Origin of the sequence: Campylobacter sp. CNRCH_2016_0050h, assembly GCF_025772605.1 — a bacterium.
GTDB classification, from domain to species: domain Bacteria; phylum Campylobacterota; class Campylobacteria; order Campylobacterales; family Campylobacteraceae; genus Campylobacter_D; species Campylobacter_D lari_D.
Genome location: NZ_JAKMSK010000006.1, coordinates 39,994 through 59,818, shown reverse-complemented (window position 1 = coordinate 59,818; position 19,825 = coordinate 39,994). Strand labels below are relative to the sequence as shown.

Annotated in this window: 20 protein-coding genes; 9 read left to right on the top strand and 11 right to left on the bottom strand. The window is 29.5% G+C overall.

Annotation, left to right across the window (positions count from 1 at the left end; genetic code table 11):
• Positions 1–42 precede the first annotated feature (42 nt).
• Genes L8X28_RS04395 through L8X28_RS04385 form a run of 3 tightly spaced genes read left to right on the top strand, consistent with a single transcriptional unit; the run spans position 43 to position 2,341 of the window.
• Positions 43–516 carry a GNAT family N-acetyltransferase gene (locus L8X28_RS04395; protein WP_263665660.1) on the top strand — a complete coding sequence of 158 codons (474 nt, stop codon included), beginning with the start codon at positions 43–45 and terminating at the stop codon, positions 514–516.
• Positions 516–1,127, top strand: a complete 612-nt coding sequence (locus tag L8X28_RS04390) for a uracil-DNA glycosylase family protein (protein WP_263665639.1) — start codon at positions 516–518, stop codon at positions 1,125–1,127. Before L8X28_RS04395 ends, L8X28_RS04390 begins: the two co-directional genes overlap by 1 nt.
• Positions 1,124–2,341 carry a hypothetical protein gene (locus L8X28_RS04385; RefSeq protein ID WP_263665638.1) on the top strand — a complete coding sequence of 406 codons (1,218 nt, stop codon included), beginning with the start codon at positions 1,124–1,126 and terminating at the stop codon, positions 2,339–2,341. Before L8X28_RS04390 ends, L8X28_RS04385 begins: the two co-directional genes overlap by 4 nt.
• Here L8X28_RS04385 and L8X28_RS04380 read toward each other — a convergent pair.
• Positions 2,319–2,699 (bottom strand): YbgC/FadM family acyl-CoA thioesterase, encoded by a 381-nt coding sequence (locus L8X28_RS04380; RefSeq protein WP_087699453.1) that lies wholly within the window; start codon positions 2,697–2,699, stop codon positions 2,319–2,321. The two genes, L8X28_RS04385 and L8X28_RS04380, sit on opposite strands and share 23 nt — an antisense overlap.
• Positions 2,700–2,872: 173 nt before the next feature.
• On the opposite strand from L8X28_RS04380, the gene L8X28_RS04375 reads away from it, so the two are divergent.
• From L8X28_RS04375 to L8X28_RS04360, 4 genes are all read left to right on the top strand, one after another.
• A complete protein-coding gene (locus L8X28_RS04375; RefSeq protein WP_263665637.1) occupies positions 2,873–3,523 on the top strand; it encodes a thiol:disulfide interchange protein DsbA/DsbL in 651 nt (216 codons plus the stop codon).
• A gap of 196 nt (positions 3,524–3,719) precedes the next feature.
• Entirely contained in the window at positions 3,720–4,382 is a 663-nt protein-coding gene (locus L8X28_RS04370) for a thiol:disulfide interchange protein DsbA/DsbL (protein ID WP_263665636.1), read from the top strand.
• A 13-nt stretch (positions 4,383–4,395) separates the two neighbouring features.
• Positions 4,396–5,133: a protein-disulfide oxidoreductase DsbI gene (dsbI, locus tag L8X28_RS04365; RefSeq protein WP_263665635.1), complete on the top strand. Its 738-nt coding sequence runs from the start codon at positions 4,396–4,398 to the stop codon at positions 5,131–5,133.
• A gap of 21 nt (positions 5,134–5,154) precedes the next feature.
• Entirely contained in the window at positions 5,155–7,011 is a 1,857-nt protein-coding gene (locus tag L8X28_RS04360) for an aryl-sulfate sulfotransferase (RefSeq protein ID WP_263665634.1), read from the top strand.
• Positions 7,012–7,044: 33 nt separating this feature from the next.
• On the opposite strand, the gene L8X28_RS04355 is transcribed toward L8X28_RS04360, so the two are convergent.
• The gene (locus tag L8X28_RS04355) at positions 7,045–8,439 is read right to left on the bottom strand and encodes an anaerobic C4-dicarboxylate transporter (RefSeq protein WP_263665633.1); all 1,395 of its coding nucleotides are present in this window, start codon (positions 8,437–8,439) and stop codon (positions 7,045–7,047) included.
• A gap of 134 nt (positions 8,440–8,573) precedes the next feature.
• Complete coding sequence (locus L8X28_RS04350; protein WP_263665632.1) at positions 8,574–9,842, bottom strand: M20/M25/M40 family metallo-hydrolase; 1,269 nt, start codon at positions 9,840–9,842, stop codon at positions 8,574–8,576.
• Between the two features lie 53 nt (positions 9,843–9,895).
• On the opposite strand from L8X28_RS04350, the gene L8X28_RS04345 reads away from it, so the two are divergent.
• Both L8X28_RS04345 and L8X28_RS04340 read left to right on the top strand, forming a co-directional pair.
• Complete coding sequence (locus L8X28_RS04345) at positions 9,896–10,420, top strand: thermonuclease family protein (RefSeq protein WP_133319304.1); 525 nt, start codon at positions 9,896–9,898, stop codon at positions 10,418–10,420.
• Between the two features lie 8 nt (positions 10,421–10,428).
• Positions 10,429–10,614 (top strand): hypothetical protein, encoded by a 186-nt coding sequence (locus tag L8X28_RS04340; RefSeq protein ID WP_263665631.1) that lies wholly within the window; start codon positions 10,429–10,431, stop codon positions 10,612–10,614.
• Here the strand turns inward: L8X28_RS04340 and L8X28_RS04335 are convergent.
• The 8 genes from L8X28_RS04335 to L8X28_RS04300 all read right to left on the bottom strand — a co-directional run bounded on the left by L8X28_RS04335 (position 10,594) and on the right by L8X28_RS04300 (position 19,816).
• Positions 10,594–11,157 (bottom strand): hypothetical protein, encoded by a 564-nt coding sequence (locus L8X28_RS04335; RefSeq protein ID WP_133319302.1) that lies wholly within the window; start codon positions 11,155–11,157, stop codon positions 10,594–10,596. The genes L8X28_RS04340 and L8X28_RS04335 overlap by 21 nt on opposite strands.
• Before the next feature lie 2 nt (positions 11,158–11,159).
• Positions 11,160–12,035, bottom strand: coding sequence for a tRNA 5-methoxyuridine(34)/uridine 5-oxyacetic acid(34) synthase CmoB (gene cmoB, locus L8X28_RS04330; RefSeq protein ID WP_263660585.1), 876 nt, complete (start codon positions 12,033–12,035; stop codon positions 11,160–11,162).
• Positions 12,036–12,073: 38 nt separating this feature from the next.
• Complete coding sequence (locus tag L8X28_RS04325) at positions 12,074–12,823, bottom strand: flagellin (protein ID WP_263665630.1); 750 nt, start codon at positions 12,821–12,823, stop codon at positions 12,074–12,076.
• 33 nt (positions 12,824–12,856) lie between these two features.
• On the bottom strand, positions 12,857–13,324 hold the full coding sequence (locus tag L8X28_RS04320; protein ID WP_133319299.1) for a DUF4149 domain-containing protein: 468 nt from the start codon (positions 13,322–13,324) through the stop codon (positions 12,857–12,859).
• A gap of 30 nt (positions 13,325–13,354) precedes the next feature.
• The gene (locus tag L8X28_RS04315; RefSeq protein ID WP_165955269.1) at positions 13,355–14,155 is read right to left on the bottom strand and encodes a HemK/PrmC family methyltransferase; all 801 of its coding nucleotides are present in this window, start codon (positions 14,153–14,155) and stop codon (positions 13,355–13,357) included.
• Positions 14,155–15,342, bottom strand: a complete 1,188-nt coding sequence (locus L8X28_RS04310) for a M48 family metallopeptidase (protein ID WP_263665629.1) — start codon at positions 15,340–15,342, stop codon at positions 14,155–14,157. The genes L8X28_RS04315 and L8X28_RS04310 overlap by 1 nt, the downstream gene beginning before the upstream one ends.
• 101 nt (positions 15,343–15,443) lie before the next feature.
• Positions 15,444–17,747: an autotransporter outer membrane beta-barrel domain-containing protein gene (locus tag L8X28_RS04305; protein WP_263665628.1), complete on the bottom strand. Its 2,304-nt coding sequence runs from the start codon at positions 17,745–17,747 to the stop codon at positions 15,444–15,446.
• A gap of 131 nt (positions 17,748–17,878) precedes the next feature.
• Positions 17,879–19,816 carry an ABC-F family ATP-binding cassette domain-containing protein gene (locus tag L8X28_RS04300; RefSeq protein WP_263665627.1) on the bottom strand — a complete coding sequence of 646 codons (1,938 nt, stop codon included), beginning with the start codon at positions 19,814–19,816 and terminating at the stop codon, positions 17,879–17,881.
• Between the last annotated feature and the right edge of the window lie 9 nt (positions 19,817–19,825).

Genomic DNA, 19,825 nt, shown 5'->3' with positions numbered 1-19,825 from the left:
TTTGCTAAATTTTTGTTTTATTTTTATGTATTTTAAGGAAAAATCATGAGTTTTGAAATTTGTGAGAGTAAAAAAGAAGATTTAGAAAAAATTTTAGAATTAATTAAAGAGCTTGCTATCCATGAAAATATGCTTGAAGATGTAAAATGCACAACTAAAGAACTTGAAGAATCTTTTTTTGAAAATAAATATGCTAAGGCTTTAAGTTTAAAAGTTGATGGTAAAATCATAGGTTATGCAATGTATTATTTTACTTTTTCGTCTTTTTGGGGTTTAGGTGGGTTATATCTAGAAGATATTTATATACAAGCAAAATATAGAAAAAAAGGCTATGCAAAAGCTGTTTTTAAATATTTAGCACAAATTTGTAAAGAAAAAAATCTTAAAAGATTAGAATGGGTATGTTTGAACGATAATGATTTAGGGATTGAGTTTTATACTAAATTAAATGCAAAGCATATGAATGAGTGGAGAACTTATCGTTTAGAGGGTGAAAATTTAGAAGCATTGATGTAATGAATAAGCGTAATTTGTATTATTTAAAAGCTTTTGGTTATGAATATTTTAACGAGCAAAAACAAATTAAGCATTTTAATTTAAGTTTTAAAGAATTAAACGAAAGGGTAAAAACCTGCAATCTTTGTCATTTTTCTAGACTAAGAAAGCATAGTTTAATGGAAAAAGAAGCCAAAAATGCTAAAATTTTGATTTATCAGGCCTTTATTGACAAGGAAGAGAATGAAAGTGGAAAGTTTTTTGCTTCTAAAAATAAACAAGAACTTTTGAAATTATGCAAGGAGCTTTTAAATTTAAAAGATGATGAGATATATTTTTCTTATATGTTTAAATGTTTTAGTAATTTTAAAATAGACGATCAAGCATTAAAATTATGCTTGCCGTATTTTTATAACGAGCTTGATTTTATAAAAGCAAAGATTATTTTATGTCTTGGCCAAGAAGCTTTTGCAAGTTTGGGTTTTGAGAATTTTCAAAAATATAAAGGACAATGTATGTATTATAATAATGCCTTACTTTTGCCAAGTTATGATTTGAATTTTTTGAGTAAAAATCCTAGCTTTTATGCTGAATTTATAGAAGATATTAAAAAAATAAAAGGTTATTTATGAGAAAAAGTTTAGTTTGTTTGATGATGAGTTTTGTTTTAACTTTAAATGTCTTTGCGAAAGAGCAAAAACCATCGCCCATAGAACCTAGTGAGTCTTTTTATCCTAATTTAGAATTTCAAAATTGTGATAATGATTGTTTATTTACTTTGTTGGAAACAGGACTTTATTTTAATTTTTTATCAAGATTTAATAATGATAATGCAAATGAGCTTTTAGTCAATATCTATACCAAACTTTTAAATTCTATTATAGATTTTGAAAAAAGAATTCAAAAAAATGCTAGCATAAAACTAGCTATTATTATACCTGAGCAAACGATTAAAAGTTATTCTAATACTGTTATAAATTCAAGCATAGCGTATTTATTAAGACAAAGAGCGCAAATAAAAGTAAAGGTGTTTTTAATAGGTACAGAAGATGAGAGCAAGATAACTAAAGCTTTTAAACAAGCTCAAGATGAGAAATTTAATTATATTATCGCAGGTTTTACAGATAAAGGTGTGAAAAATTTATTAAAAGAAAGCCTTGATTCTAATGTAAAAGTTTTTATTCCTACTGCACATAAAAGAAATTTTGATACGCAAAATGAAAATGTGTATTTTGGAAGTATAGACTATCAAAAACAAATCCAAAAACTTTTGGAATACTCCAATGGTAAAAATATTATTTTTTCAGATGGAACACCTTTGGCAAATCGCTTAGATGAAAACGTTTTAAACGCAGGGAATGGTAGTGAGAAAATTTATACTATTAATAGTTCTAAATTTGATTTTAGAAGCATTTTAAATCAAAATAGAAGTTTTCAAGATTCTAGTATTATTTTAAATACTTCTTTGATTAAAACAGCACTCATAAGCTCACAAATAAGAACTTATGATATAGAGCCTTTTGTATTATTATCAACTCAGATTAATTATAATCCTATCTTGCTAAGTTTAACGCAAATTAATGATAGAAAAAAACTTTTGCTAGCAAATTCCATTTCTAATGAGGATCAAACTCTAAGCTATCTTAATGAGCTTTTTTCGCAAAATATTAATTACAACTGGATAGCTTATGCAACTAGCGTGGGCCTTGATTATTTTTATACGCAGTTTTTAGATAAAGATTCTCAAAGAATTTTTGATGAGGGTTTAAATGATAATCAATTTGACTATAAGGTTAAAATCATTCGCTCGCAAGGCTTAGGTTTTACTCCTTTGCAAGATCAGTAAAAACCTTAGTTATAGTCTCATCTATAGGGGCTACTTTTTCATTTTTTAAAAAAGCTAGGGTAAATTCAGCTTCAAAAAGCTTGGTATTTTCTTTATAAATCTCTTGTTTTATACAAACTGAGGCTTTTTTAAGCTTTGTGATAAATGTTTTTACTTCTATAAGATCTCCAAGTTTAGCGGGTTTTAAAAAGTTACAATTTGCTTTAGTAAGTAGGAAATGTCCTGTATTTTTATCAAAAATTTTTGCATTTTTTTGAAAAAATATCTCACTTCTTGCTCTTTCGCAAAATTTTAAGTAGTTGCTATGGTATACCACTCCACCTGCATCGGTATCTTCATAATAAATTCGTATTTGCATTTTAGACCTTTTATTTTATTATATATTGATTGGAAAATATCGCTTGCAATCAACTTTTTTATTGATAAATTTGTTGAAATTCTACTTAAAATGTCATAAGAAAAGCATAAAACATTCTTGATTTTATATCTTATGTTAAAATTGTATTTTATATCATCAAAAAAAGGAAAATCATGCAAGTTTTGCAAAAAATGTTTAAATTGCTAGCTATTATGGCTTTTGTTTTTAGTGTGAGTGCAAATGCACTTAGTGAGGGTAAAGAGTATATTACTTTAAAAACACCTATCCCAAATGCACAAAATTCTCTAATAGAGGTATTTTCTTATCGTTGTATTCATTGCTATAATCATCATCAATTTCACACTCTAGCAAAAGTTAAACAAGCTTTACCAAATTTAAAATATGATCTTTTCTCGGTAAGTTCTATGCTCGAGTATGGTGGTGCTTTAAATGAGATGTTTGCTTTAGCTTCTTTTAAAGAAAAAGTTTTAGGTTTAGATGTTACTAGTGAAAAAAGTCTTACTTATAAGCTTGCTGATGTGTATTTTGTAAGTCATTTTGAAAAAAAATTAAATTTAAATAATCTTGATTTATTTTATAAAATAGGTTTAAATGCTATTGGTGCTAGTAAAGAAGAATTGCAAAAATTTTTACAAACTAAAGAAGCCAAAGAGCTTTTAGTTGCTTATGATGTAGCTAATGAAATTTCAAGAAATTATGGCACGCCTGCTTTTGTAGTAAATGGCAAATATCAAATCAATCCTGAGTATATCACTTCTTTAGAAGAACTAATCCGTATAGTTAAAGAACTTTCTACCAAGTAATGCTTTTTTAAGCATTGCTTTTTGTAATTTTTGTGATAAAGTATTATTATTTTTTATTTTTTTAATAATTATATTTTCATTTTGAAATTTTTTCTTATTGTTTAATTAATATTTAAGTTATATTAATATAACTTTAGCATGTTTATAATAAATTGCAAATATTTATTATATATAAAATACAAATAGGAGAAATAAAATGAAATTTAACTTAAATAATTTGTCAAAAGCAATGGCGGTAGCTGCTTTTGTTCTTGGTGTGAGTGCAAATGCACTTAGTGAGGGTAAAGAGTATGTGGTTTTAAAAACACCTATCCCAAATGCTCAAAATTCTTTAATAGAAGTATTTTCTTATCGTTGCACACATTGTTATGATCATCATAAGTTTAATACCATGTCAAAAGTCAAAGAAAAATTACCACAATTAACTTATAAATTTTATCCTGTTAGCTCTATGGGTGATTATGGTAAGCAAGCTAATGAAATTTTTGCTTTTGCTGCTTTTAAAGATGAGCAAAATAAAGTAAGTCAAAGCGATAAAAATAGTTTAACTCATAAAGCTTCTGAAGCATATTTTAATGCTTATTTTAAGAAAAAACAAAGATGGGGAAATGGAGCCAATCCTGAAGCGTTTTATGAAGTAGGATTAAAAGCAATTTCAGCAAGCAAAGAAGATTTAGATAACTTTTTAAAAACTCCTGAAGCTAGTGAAATTTTAAAATCTTATGAATATGCTAATGATATCTCTAAAAACTATGGTACGCCTGCATTTGTAGTAAATGGTAAATACCAAATCATACCACAAGCTATCACATCTCCACAAGCTTTGATGGAAATAACAGAAGAATTAAGCAAGATGTGATTTGAGGTATTTTATGAGTTCTTGTCCTGTTAGTAGAGTTAGTGCTTGGCAAAACACTAGAATGCCTTGGTTAATAATGGTTATAGCTATGGTAGGCTTAACTTTTATAGCACACTTTTTGTTTCAAGAATACCTTTATATGGAGCCTTGTGAGCAGTGTGTTTATATAAGATTTGCTATGTTAACTATGGCTTTTGGTGGTATATTAGCTTTGATAGATCCTAAAAATGATTATCTAAAAATTTTTGCTTATACTTTTGTATTTTGGGGTATATGGCTTGGTATAGAGTATTGTGTTACTCTTAATCATATCCATGAGGTAGTGCATTCAGAAAATCCTTTTGCTGGTGTTGATGGATGTAGAGAAATTCCTATATATCCTTTTAATTTACCATTGCATGAATGGGCACCAGGATGGTTTTTACCAACAGGTGAGTGTGGTATGGATACACCTATAGTGCCTGAAGATGTTTATGGTAGTTTAAATGCTTTTCAGAAATTTTTTGTTGGAAATCCTCCAAATTTTGAAGATGGGTTGTATAGTAATGGTTGGTATTTGATTCCTAGTATGGAATTTATGAATATGGCGATTTGTTGTTTGTTGGCTTTTGTTGTTTGTTTGGTGATTTTAGGAAGCATGTTTGTTTCTTATACATTTTCACATTCTAAGGCTAAATTTTATGCTTTGATTGTTTTAATATTAGTAGTTTTGCTAAAAATTTTAGGTGAGCCAAGTGTGCAAATAGCTTAATAATATAAAAAAGGAGAAAAAATGAAGATTAGTAAAATTGTAAGTAGTATTTTGCTTGCTAGCAGTGTTGTTATGGTAGTGCCTAGTGTTTCTTTGGCTATGGGTGGACCTAGTGGTGCTAAAATTGATTGGGAAATTCAAGGCAAAATTGGCGCAGTAAAGATGAATCCTTATGGTTTATCTCCGCTTAGTGCTGTAATTATGGATGGTGGATACAAACTAAGTGATGTAAGCGTAACTATAGTTCCAAAACCAAATGGGCAAACTATATCTTATAAGGTTAGCCTTAGTAAAATTAAAACTTATGGAGGAATTCCTATTTTTGGACTTTATCCATCATATTTTAATACGGTAAAAGTAAGTTACACCAAAACTGCTTTTGGAAAGAGTGAAAAAGTAGTAGATGAGGTATATAAAATAGCAACTGGTGGAGTAAATATAGAGCCAAGTGGAAGTATTATGCAAAGAGGTGTGCCTTTTGAAAAAGTAGAAGTGATTAAAGTAGATAAAGGTTTTGAAGATAGGTTGTATTTGATTAATAATGCTCCAGGGAAACAAAGTGGAAAAGGCTCTCAATCTGTTTGGAATAACCCAGCAGGTGGTGCAATGGAATGGGATGAGAATTCAAATGCATTTATCATTGATACAAAAGGTGAAATTCGTTGGTATTTTGACAATGATAAATTGATGGATTGGAATAATATTTACAATCGTGGTATTATGATGGGATTTAGGCAAAATACTGATGGAGCTTTAACTTGGGGTTTTGGACAAAGATATGTTAAATATGATTTAATGGGTAGAGAAATTTTTAATCGTCTTTTACCTTCTTCTTATATAGATTTTTCTCATTCTATGGACAATATGCAAAATGGAAATTATCTTTTAAGGGTGGCTTCTGCCAATGTTAAGCGTCCTGATGGTAAAAATGTGCGTTCAGTGCGCGATGTGATAGTAGAAGTTGATAAAAATGGTAATGTAGTAGATGAGTGGAGATTGTTTGAAATTTTAGATCCATATAGAGCAAATGTAATCAAAGCATTAGATCAAGGTGCGGTTTGTTTAAATATTGATGCGAGTAAAGCAGGGGTTACTTTAAGTGATGAGGATTTAGCTAAAATGGATGCAAGTGATTCTTTTGGTGATATAGCAGGTACTGGAGTAGGGCGTAACTGGGCTCATGTAAATAGCGTAGATTATGATCCAAGTGATGATAGTATTATTATTTCAAGTCGTCATCAAAGTGCTATTATAAAAATAGGACGCGATAAAAAAGTAAAATGGATATTAGGAGCACACAAAGGATGGGGAGAAAAATATAAAAAAACACTTTTGCAACCTGTTGATAAAAATGGCAAAAAGATAGTTTGTGAAGATGAGTATAGCAAATGTCCAGGATATGAAAACGAAGAAGGTGGTTTTGATTTTACATGGACACAGCATACTGCTTTTAGAATAGATGAAAAATCTGACAAAAGATATATTTATATCACAGCTTTTGATAATGGCGATGCAAGAGGTATAGAGCAACCTGCTTTTGCTTCAATGAAATACTCAAGAGCAGTTGTGTATAAAATAGATCAAAAAAATAAAACCGTAGAACAAATTTGGGAGTATGGAAAGCAAAGAGGCAATGAATGGTTTTCACCTGTCACTTCTTTAGCAGAATACCATAAAGATAAAAATTCCATCATGGTTTATAGTGCTACTGCTGGAATGTCATTTGACTTAAGTAAGGGTGCTGCTGTAGGTGAGCCAAAACCTGAAATAGATGAATTTAAATGGGGAGCTAAAGAACCTTCAGTACAAATTCGCTTTAGCGGAGCAAGTACTGGTTATCAAGCTATGCCTATTGATTTAGAAAAAGCATTTAAATAAGAAAAAAGGGCTTTTTTAAAGCCCTTTTAATTTTTATAAATATCCTGCACCTAAAGCTAAAAAATAACCTACTATACAAGAAACAATCACACCAATTAATCCTGGTAAGATAAAGCTATGATTGATAACAAATTTACCTATTTTTGTAGTACCTGATCTATCAAATTGTATAGTTGCAAGATCGCTTGGATAAGTTGGTAAAATGTAGTATCCATAGCAAGCTGCTGCAAAAGCAATGATAATACCTGGTTCAACACCAATTCCTAGTGCAAGTGGCACAAAAGCTGCAATTGCTGCTGCTTGAGAATTAACAAATTTAGAAATAAGTAAAAGCATAATAGCATAAGTCCAAGGATGTTCTATAACGATATTACCTAAAGATTCTTTCATCATAGGAGTATGCACTGCAAACATTGTATCTGCCATCCAAGAAATTCCAAAAACAGCTACTAAGGCTATCATACCGGATTTAAAAATTTCATTTTTTGCAATTTTGCTTGCATCAAGTTTGGTAAAAATGATTAGCGCTGCACCTGCTAAAAGCATAAACATTTGAATAGTTGCTACCATATTCATAGGTTTGATAACGCCTTTTGAGGTAAATTGCGGTCTAAGCTCTGGAAAAGCTCCAAGTATAGCTACTATAGCAATAGCACCTAGGAAAATCCACATAGCTACCCATTGGATAGTTGGAAGTTTTTGTCCAAGAAGAGTTTTACTATCGCCATAGATATATTCTCTTTGTTCTGGATTTTTAATCTTAGCTTGAAAATCCTTATCTTTATCAAGATCTTTTCCCCTAAACCAAGAAAAAATTCCTATAGCCAAAACACCTACTAAGGTAGAAGGTATAGTAATAGCAAGTAAATCTACATAGCCATCAAATCCTGCTAAAGGATGTTTATTAATTTCTGGATTTAAAAGTAGGGCTGTTAAGCTTACAACTGCAACTGAAACAGGACTTGCGATAATACCAAGTTGTGAAGAAATACTAGAAGCAGCCATTGGTCTTTCTGGGCGAATACCATTTTTAATAGCAATGTCATAAATAATAGGCATCATAGTATAGACAACATGCCCAGTTCCACAAAGCATGGTAAGAATGCAAGTTACAAATGGCGCCAAAATAGTTAAGAATTTAGGATTTTTTCTTAGAACTTTTTCTGCAATTTGCAACATTACATCCAAACCACCACTAGCTTGTAAAGTTGCACTAGCAACAACAACAGCTAAAATGGTAAGCATAACATCAATAGAAGGTTTTCCAGGTGCTACAGCAAAACCAAAACTTAAAACTAATAAACCTATACCGCCTAATAAGCCTAGAGCGATACCGCCTTTTTTTGCCCCATAAAAAAGACAAATGAGAACAACAATTAGTTGGATACTAAATTGAACACCTTCGCTAAGGCTAGTTAGTATTTCCATACTCTCTCCTTATTTTTTGAAATATGTGAGAGTATAATCCAAGTTTTATTAATAGTAAATAAAATTTTTTATTATTTAAATAAATATTTACCAATATTTTGAATTTATTTATCAAAATATTGGTTATTTTATATTTATTGATAATATTTTAAGATTGCATAAAGAATTTTACTGATTTTTTCAATAGAAGCTATTTCACATTTTTCATCTGTTGAGTGAGGGCTATGGATATTTGGTCCTATTGAGCAACATTCTAAAGGTTGTTTTTCACTTATAATACCACATTCTAAACCAGCATGTATAGTGTAAAGCTTGGCATTTGGGTTTTCTTTTTTAAAATAACTTAGAATTTCTTCTCCAAATTTAGTATCTTTATTAGCCCACGGTGGATAAAAATTTGCACTTGAAACTTCGCAGTTTTGCATCTTAAAATAAGTTAAGGTTTCAAATTCTATGTTTTTAAGTTCTTGTAAATCATTAGATCTTGCAAAAAGCTCAAAATGAAATTTGTTATCTTTTTCATAAGCTAGTGAAAGATTGATACTTGTTTGAACTAAATTTAATTGATGATTAAAAGTTCTAACTCCTTGTGCAAAAGCATTAATGAGATTTAAAATAACTTGAGAATTTTTATAATATGTTCTTTTGATTTTACCTATATAATTTACTTTAAAATGATCATTCTCTTTTGGAGGATTTTTAAAAAATGCTATAACTTTAGCATGTTTTGGTATAGAATTTATTCTTTCACCTGCTTTAAATTCGCAAAGTTCTCCTTGATTTTGAGTGATAAAATAGCTCACTTCTTTAATAGAAGATTTAATATTTTTAACAATATCGATTCCCGAGTGCCCACCTTTAAAATCAATTGCTTCTATCTCATAACAATCTTCTTCTTTTTCATCTATTTCTAAGTTTAAACTAGCAAAAATATCTACCCCGCCAGCACAACCTATAACAACTTCATCATCGCTTTCGTGGTCTAAATTTAAAAGCTTGCTTGAGATCAAAGTATGGGTGAGATTGTTTGCTCCACAAAGTCCAACTTCTTCATCATTAGTAAAAAGACATTCTATATTTTCAAAATCTTTTAAAGCTTGCATCATTAGTGATACTCCTATGCCATTATCTGCACCTAAGCTTGAATTTTTAGCCTTTAAATATCCATTTTCTTCATATATTTGTATACTTGGAGCTTCTCCCATGCAAACCATATCATAATGACTTTGTAAACAAATTTTAGGATTTCCTTTGTGTGCGTGGATATTACCTGCTTCATCAACGCTTACTTGGCAATTTTGACTTTTAGCAAAATCAATGAGAAAATTTTTCAATTCTTCGGTTTTGAAACTACAATGAGGTATTTGAGCAATTTGTTTAAAATTTTGTATAATTTCTTGCATAAATTCTCCTTTTTATTGTAATTATGGCATATTTTTATATAGATGAGGTTTAAATGAAATTTTCTAGGAAACAAATTAAATTATTTATAAACTTATTAAAAGATCCGAAGAAATTTTTAATCGCACTTTTTTTAGTTGCTTTTGCTTATGTTTTAAACTATGATAGTGGTTCATATATCAATGCTAAAGTAAGTCGTGTAGTAGATGGAGATACTATTGAGGCTAAATTTGAAAATGAAAAGCTTAAAATCAGACTTTTTGGTATAGATGCGCCTGAGAGCGATCAAGCTTATGGAAAGATGGCTACGCAATTTCTAAAAGCTATTGTATTAAATAAAGAAGTAGTTTTAAATGTAAAAGATGAGGATAAATATGGTAGAATTTTAGCCATTGTATATTTAAATGATAAAGATATTAATCAAGTTATGGTTAAAAATGGTTTTGCTTGGGCATATGAGCATTATAGTGATTTATATATAAATGAGCAAAATTATGCCAAGATAAATAAAAAAGGATTATGGGAAAGTGAAAATCCTATAGAGCCTTATAAATGGCGTAAACAAATAAGATTAAAATAGGATATAAGATGTTTAAAAAAATATTATTGTTTGGATTTTTAGTATTATTTTTTAGTGGTTGTTTTGTCAATGAAAGAGGGGTTTCAAATCGCTTTTACGATGATTGTAAGGAATATTATGATGCAAGTGGGACTTATCATAAAGAATGTCCAAAGAATTGGGTGGATTTACCTTTAACCCCCGATTCCTTTTAAGACTGCATTAAGTTCTTCTTGCATTGATTCTTGTTTAGTTGTTTCTTGCTGATTTTGATTATTATTTGTAGCGGCTTGATTTTGTTTAAGTTTAAATATATGATCATCTGTAGTAATAACTTGAAAAGATGCGTCAAAAATTTTAATCTCATTTACAAAACCAGCTACTTTAACCTCTCTTTTTCTTGAGTCATCGCTAAATAAAGCACTCGCTTCAAGATTTAAAATATCTCCCACTTTTAAAGGAGCATAAAAAAAGCTTCTTGAGCCTATTAAGACGCTAAATTCTTTATTAATTGCAGCTTGTGCTATGTAATTTGCTGCATTAAATACAAAGCCACTATGCACTAATCCTAGTTCATCTACTGCCATATCATGGGTTGTGATTAAAATACCTTTGGCGAAATTTTTTTCTATATGAGAAATACTTCCTGCTAAAGTATTGTTTATCCCTGGACAAGTGATAAGTTCTGATTTGATACGATTTAACTCTTCTGGATCTATTAATTCTTCTATAGTAACAGCACTTACTGTTCTTGCCATTTTTACACCTTTAATTTAACATAAACTCTTTTTGGCGCTTCATAGCCTTCGCAAGTTAAATTTGAATCATTTTTATCTAAAAATTGATCTAAAGAATAAGAATCAATCCATTGTGTTTTTCTTTGTTCTAAAAGATCGGTTTGTTTAGTTGTTATAACTTCAAATTCACTAAATCCAGCCCTATAACACCAATTTCTTAAACCTAATATCGACGGAATGAAAAAAATATTTGGTATTTTTGAGTAAGTTTTTTGAGGAATAAGTGCTATTTCTCTTTCATCTTCTATATACATAGTGTCTAAAAAGACTATGCCATCTTTATTTAAAGATTGTTTGAGTTGTTTTAGCATGGCTATGGGATCACTACGATGATAAATCACTCCAAGACAAAAAATCACATCAAATTTTATGCCATAATTTGGTACATCAGCTACGCCTAAAAGCTCATATTGTATAGGAGTTTTTGCAATGGAGTTTAAAAGTAAAAATTGCAAATAATACTTAATAGAAGGATCAAAACCTATGAGCTTTGAAGGATTAAATTCAAGCATTTTAAACATATAATAACCATTATTGCAGCCAATATCTGCTACTATTTTGCCTTTTATTTCTTGCATATAAGGCTTTAAAATATTAAATTTGATAAAACTTTGCCATTCTGTATCTATAAATAAATCATTAATTTTAAAAGGTCCTTTACGCCAAGGTTTTAATTCTAAAGTGATATTCTTGATCTCATCATCTAAACTTTTATCACAAAAAATATCAAAACTTTCATTTATAAGGTAATTTGAATTTTGAATTTTTTCACTAAGTTTTTGGATTTTTTCATATAAAGGATGTTTTAAAACTTGCTTAAATAAAGCATTATTTTGCATATTTTTCCTTGAAAAACTCCCTTATTTGGGAGTTTTTATTATTGAAGTAGGCTTGCTAGTTTAGTTTGTAACATTACATTTGAATGAGCATTTGCAAATAAAAATGCATTTTCTTTTAGGTAATTTGCATTAAAATCATTGATATTTTGAGCTAAGTCATTATTTTGTAATTTGCTTTCAGCTTCTTTAGTGTTAATACTAGTTTGCAAAGATGAGTTGATATTAGAATGGATAGCGTTAATTCCAGCACCAATATCTGCGCGTAAAGAACCTACCTGATCTTGAAAATCACGAATTCCGTCTTGATTTTCAAGGCTTAAATTTGCTGTGCTTGGTTGATTTAAATTAATACTTTCAACCCCAGCACCAACAACAAAATCCATACTCTGAAATACATTTTTTCCATTAAAAGTCGCATTAGAAAAAGCATCATTGATTGAAGTTACAAGTTTGCTTGCTTCGGAATTTAGCATACTTTTTTGTCTGTCATTTAAAGCAGCATTGTTTGAGCGCACTGAAAGTTCATTAAGTTTATCTGCAGTAGCTGAAATGTTATTTAAAGTTGAATCAGCAATTTGTAAAACTCCTATGGAATCATAGGCATTTAAAATACCTTGATCTATAGTGCTATATTGACTTCTTAAAGAATCAGCTATGGCTAAATTTGCTCCATCGCTCCCATCTATAGCACGGATTGTGGCTATGTTTTCTAAAGCTTTTTCTTGGCTTTTTTGAGCTTGATTTAAGTAGTGATTTTGTTGAGTTGTTCCTATATCGCCTATTTTCATCTTTGACTCCTTTTAAAGACTTATTTTATTATATCATTTTTTTGTTTTAAAATTTAAGAAAAACAAAATTACTTGTGATAACATGATAATTTTCATCACAACTTCACTTGCACCATGAATTTTTATAAATTCTTGAGTTTTAGTTGCTTCTTCTCCTAAACTTTGTGCTTCTAAAACATAAGCAGTGAAGTAAAATACAAAAAGCAAACTTAGTGCCAAAATGATCAAAGAAAGCATAAATTTTGAAAAATTTATTTTAAAAGTTAAATTTTTGTCTTTAAATGAAAAAATTTCTATTAAAATAGACAAAACACTCACACCTAACAAAACATAGCCAAATTGCACAAAAATGTGTGTCATTAAAAGCCCACTTTGAAAATGAGTTAAAACCCCTTCACCTATGAATTTAGCAGGATAAAATATAGTCGGAGCTAAAAACACACCTATGCTAATTTCAATCCCAATTAAGCTTGCTAGTAAAAATAAATATATTGATTTCATATTTTCTCCTATAATAAAGATAATTATAGTCTAATTTTTTAAATTCCATGCAACAAAGGCTCTATCAAATCCATTATAATCTTGATAAAAAGTAGCCTTGAAATCATTTTCTTTTAAAATTTTATTTAAAATTGTTTTTTGATCATAGCCAAACTCACATGCTAAGACTTTTGTGTTGTGATTTTTGGCAAAAAGAATAATTTCATGTAAAATTTCCCAACCTTTATCTCCACCAAATAAAGCATTGTGTGGTTCGTTTTGAACCCATTTATCTAAAGGATAGTCATTTTTTATGTAAGGAGGATTAGAAAAAATAAAGTCAAAATTTCCTTGTATATTTTTAAAATCACAAAGTTGAAAATTGATTAAATTTGAAACATTATGAAAATCTGCATTTTTTTTAGCAAGCTCTAATGCTTTTGGATTGATATCACAAGCTTGTATAAAAATTTGTTTTAACTTTGCTAAGCAAATACTTAAAATTCCACTTCCAAAGCCAATTTCAAGTATATTTTTAAAAGAGTTATGATCTAAAATTTCTAAACATCTTTCAAGTAATATTTCACTATCAAAACGCGGTATCAAAACCCCTTTTTTAGTAAAAAAATCAAAACCATAAAATTGTGTTTTTTGAAATAAATACTCAAAAGGCTCACCATTTAAAAATCTATCTATATATTCTAAAAAAACTTTCTCATTGATTTGAAATTCAGGATTTAAAAAAATCCAAGCTTTATCTTTTTGCAAAAGCTCACAAAGAATAAAAAGTATATATTCTTTGTGAGTAGGATCTTTTGCGTAAGCTTGCTTTAAAGCTTGTTTGATTGAAATCATTGCAAAGCTTTGATTCTATCATAAATGCAAGGATGACTTAGATGAAAGAAAGTATAAATTTTACTTGTTTTAACAAAGGCTTTGTTTTCTTTTGCTAAAGCTATGAGGGCATTTTTCATATCTTCTTTAGAGCTTAGTTTTGCTCCGTGTAAGTCAGCATTAAATTCATTTTTTTGACTCATTTTATTAAGCAGTGGAGAAATAATAAAAGTAAAAATATTTCCAAAAATCAATAAAAGTGCAAAAACTCCAGCATTCACTCCATCTAAATGACTTTCAATATAAAAAAAGCTTGGTAAATGTGCAAAGATGAAAAATAAAGCAAAAAGCATCAAAGCACTAGCAAATAACATTTTTATCAAATCTTTATGCGCAAAATGTCCTAGCTCATGACCCAAAACAGCAATGAGTTCTTTTTCTTTTAAAGCATTTAAAAGTGTATCAAAAAGTACTACTCTTTTGCTTTTAAATAAGCCACCAAAATAAGCATTTAATCTTTTATCTCTTTTGCTTGCATCAATAACATAAACACCATTTGCACTAAAGCCACATTTTTGCATTAAATTAGTGATTTTTTCTAATAAATTTTCATCTTCAAGTTTTTTCATTTTGTTAAACATAGGTGCAATAAGTGTAGGATAGATAAGATTTATAATAAGTATAATTATAAAGCTTAGAGCAAAAGCCACTACCCACCAGTATGTGTTAAAAAATTCAAAGCAAAATACTAAGGCATAGATGATTAAAAAGCCAAAAACAAGCATTAGAGCTAAAGATTTAATGCTGTCTTTAACAAAAAGTGCTAAAGTCATATTTGAAAAGCCGTGTTTTTTATCTTTTATAAAGCTTTCATAATAGCTAAGTGGTAAATTTAAAATACTAATAATCAATAAAAATGTAAGCAAAAATAAAGTATTTTCTAAGGTAGAATTTTCTTTTATAAAAATTTCTTTTAAATACAAAAAGCCAAAGCTAATCCAAGAAATGTTAATCATCAGATTATAAAGATTAGAAAAGATTTTGTATTTTTCATTTTCTATGGCGATATTTGCAGCATTTTTATAATCGTACTTACTTAAAATAATTGCTTGTTTTTCTCTTTCTTTTTTTAAAAAAGAAATTTGCACATAAGATATAAAAACCAAAAAAGCTGTGTAAACACATAAAATAGTTATCAAAGTCATAGTTTTTCCGTGTAATTTTTTTGTGAAAGTATGCAATAAGAAAGTAAATAAGCATAGGTAAATTACCTATGCTATATAAGAAGAATTCTTGTTTATGTCAATTAGAATGAGTATTTAACGCCAATATTACCAGTTAGGTAAGTTTCATCAGTGTTATCATCTTTATTGCCTAAGATTTGTTTAGCGCCTACACTTAGATCAATAGAAAATCTATCTGTAACGCTAATATTGCTTCCGATAAGGATTTTACCGAAAGTTTTATCTTTTTCAGCACCAGCTACATTATAGCTAAAATCACTTCCTGTGAAACGACCTTTAAAATCATCCCCACTCATAGCAAAAAATTGTTCGATTTTTGGAGTTACATAGAAATAGCTACCACCGTCAAAGAATTTTCTAAATTCTGCTCCAATTTCAGCACTCGCTGCAAAACTATCCATTGAGTAAACTTTTTGAGCCCAAAGACCATTTTCTGTATAATCTGGAGTGTGGCTATAATAAAGATTTAGTCCAATTAAAGGTTTGATTGAAAAGCTATCACTAAAATCAAATACATAACCATAGTTACCACTTGCACCTAAGTAGGTTTGTGTAAAATCAGACTTTTGCACTGAGCCATTTACAAATCTTTCTTGATCTGCAAAGCTAAATTGTGCATAAGATTTAATATCAAATTCATGTTGACCATTTGTAATTCTTGAGTAAAGACCTAGTTGTAAATTATTAGAATCTTGATTTAAAGAATTATGATTTAATTGTGAATCAGCATAAGTTAAATATGCACCAAAGAAAATAGCATCGCTAAATTGTCTATCAATACCTATAGTAGTTCCATATACGCCTTCGCTTTCGCTACCAATTATATTTGCACCACCAAATGCATTAGCCCATACGCTATTTTCACCAGCGCTTCTTGATTGTGCCATTCTAGTAGCAATAGCCATCTCGTTAGCCAAGTTAATAACTTGAATAGCACCTTGGCGGTTAGAATTGTTTGCGCTTTCTCTAGCTGAATCAACTATTGCTTGAGCTTGTCTTACATCGCCTTTGATAGCGTTAACTAAAGCCGAGTTAGCTGCTAAATGTCTATCAGAATTTTTTAAAGATGCTAAAACTGAATCAATTTTGTGTCCATAAGTAATAACTTTTTTGTTGTTGCTTATATTATCCATTTCTTTTTTAATATCGGATAGAATTTTATCATAATTAACTTCTTTAGGATCAATACCAGGATTGTTTTGGTTTTGTTCAAAAGCTTTTTGAGCGTAATAATCATGTAATTGAGTTAGAACTTCTATTCTCATTTCTTTTAGAAGCTTACTAATGCTAATATTTTTAATATTATTTGTTAAGCCACCTTGAGCATAAGCATCATTTCCAATTACATTAAGTCTATAATTGAAGTATTTTTTATCTTGATCTACGATTACTTTTACAACTTCACCTTCGTATTCTGCTAGTGCATGACCTTTAAGACCTAAAAGTTTTCCTTCTGGAATTAATAATACATTTCTAACGGTATTTACTTCTGCAAATTCTTTGTTGAAGTTTGTAGCACTCATTAAGTAAACGCCTTTTTCTGTTACAGGGTTACTAAAGTTTGCAAGCTCAAACACAGAATTTCTAATTACTGCATTACCATTTACTGTAAATTGATGTGGTCCATGTAGAGTAAATAATGAATCATGAGCAAAAAGGTCTCCATTGATAGTTAAAGCACCATTATAGTTAATACCATTAAAATCACCTGCTATGATTTTAAAGTTCGCATGATCCATATTAACATTACCATCAATTAAGCCATCATGGAAAACATTTAGAGAAACATTTTCTCTTGAGTCTTGAATCCAAGTTGGTCCCCATGGATTTCTATCGATTAAGGCGCCGCTATTTATACCTGTATCTGGATCAAACATAGCACCAAATCCATCATCTACATTATTGCCACCTTGAGCTCCTAAGCCAGGAACTCCTGGAAAGCCAAAACCAGGATCTGGGTTTGCTATCACTATATTATCTGGATTTTTTTTGCCTATGAAGTTTACTTCTTTAGCTTTGATAGCAAAAGAATAATGAGGTTTTATACCACCTATTGAGCCAAAAGGAACATCTTTACCTCCAACTACAATAGTGTTGTTAGCTGCATTTATTGTTAAGTGCTTAATAGGTGTTTCTAATACAGCACCTTGTCCATAATCATTATCACCTAGATGATTACTAATATAGAATGTTTGTTCTTGTGGTTTTGAAATTACAAATTGATATTCCCCCTCCCCTAGGTGTGTTAGCTGACTATCTTCAATTGCACCAGGAATAGGATTGGATGGCTCTATAGCCATGGCCGAACTAGCTACAAAAGTAGCAACGCAAGCGGAAAGAAAAATTTTTCTATTCAACTTTTTCATTGTTCTGAAACTCCTTAATAAAATTATAATTTTATTGAAAAAATATTATAACAACAATAACAAAAAAAGTCAATTAAAAACAAATAAAATTTATAACTATTAAATAGAGTAAATAGAATAATAAAAAATTATTATAAATTATCCTCACTTTTTTCCAAAACCTCAAAATAAGCTTCTTCTAAAATACTAAGTTCATTTTCTAATGAATTTAGCTTTTCATAAAGAGTGTTTATACCTAGCTCTTGATAGATTATAGGATTACTTAGAGCATTTTTTATTTCTTTTATTTCTTCTTCTAATTTATGAATTTTATCAGGATATGAGTTTAAAATTTCATTTTCTTTATAGCTTAGTTTTTTACTCGATTTTTCTTTTGTTTTTACACTTGCGGTGGTGTTTGTTTCTAAGCTTTTAGAAAATTCTTCAAAGTCTTTGTATTCTTTTTCATTTTCTAAATATTCACTATAAGAAAGAACTTCTATATTAATATTTGCATTATCTTCAAAAGCATAAAGTTTAGTTGCTATTTTATCGACAAAATATCTGTCATGTGAGACAAGCAAAATCGCGCCTTCAAAAGAAAGTAAGTATTCTTCTAAGATATTAATCGTAGCTATGTCTAAATCATTTGTTGGTTCATCTAAGATTAATACATCATATTCTTTGGTAAAAAGCAAGGCTAGAGCAACTCTGTTTTTCTCACCCCCACTTAGTACACTCACACTTTGCTCTAAAAATTCTTTTGGAAATAAAAATTGTTTTAAATACCCATAAACATGCATATTTTTACCACGCACTTGAATGTGATCGCCACCATTTGGGCAAAAAATTTCTAAAAGTTTTTTATCAGTATTTAATAAGCTCCTGCTTTGATCAAAATAGCCTATTTTAACTTCACCTCTTTTAATCTCTCCGCTATCAAGCGGAATTTGATCAAGTAAAATCTTTAAGAAAGTAGATTTTCCACAGCCATTTTTACCTACTATGGCTATGCGTTCACCTTGTAAAATTCGTGCATTAAAGTCTTTAAAAAGTGTCTTGTTGGCAATAGACTTTGAGATATTTTTAAGTTCAAAAAGCATTTTTTTGCGGTTTTGGCTTTGAGTTTGGTTAAAATTTTTACTTGCTCTTTTGATTTCAAGTTGTAAGCGCTTGATAGCTCCTGGGTTTTTCTTAGCTTCTTCACGCATTTTAAAAATGCGTTCTTTGCGTCCTTCGTTGCGTTTAAGCCTAGCTTTGACTCCTCTTCTTAGCCATTCTTCCTCACTTTTTAGTTGCTTAAGCAAGGTTTCATGGCTTTTAGCTAAGGAAGCTAAAATAGCTACTTTTTTTTCTAGATATTGCGTATATCCACCCTCAAAAATGCTTAATTTTCCCGCTTCTATTTCTACGCATTTTTGCGCTATAGCATCGATAAAATACCTATCATGAGAGATGAAAATAACACACATTTTAGAGGTTTTTAACCTTTCTTCTAAAAAGTTACTCATATATACATCTAGATGATTAGTTGGTTCATCAAGCAATAATATATCAGGATTTTTTAGCAAAAGTGTGCAAAGCCCTACGCGTCTTATTTCGCCCCCACTTAAAGAGCAAAGTGTTCTGTCTTTGTATTCTAATAGTTTAAATTCTTCTAATATTCTTTGTATTTTTTGGTCTAAATTCCATGCGTCTTTTGAATCTATAAATAAACTTAATTCATCTACTTTTTTTAAATATTCTTTATTTTCAGGATCAAAAGCTAGTTTTTCATTATAGCTTTCAAATTCTTTCAAGGCTTGGTAAATTTCTTCAAGTTCTTTTTTGATGGCTTCGCTTACGCTTAAGGTGCTTTCAAAGCTTACTTGTTGGCTTAACATACCTATACTAGCGTTATTTTGTTTAATTACTCTACCGCTATCTAGTTTTAAAGTTCCCATAAGGGCTTTTAAAAAGCTTGATTTTCCTTCGCCATTTTTGCCTATAATGGCGATTTTTTCTCCTAAATTTGCACTAAAATTTGCATTTTCTAAAACTATTTTTGTATTAAATTTCTTATTTGCATCGATTAAATCTATTAAAGCCAAATTTCTTTC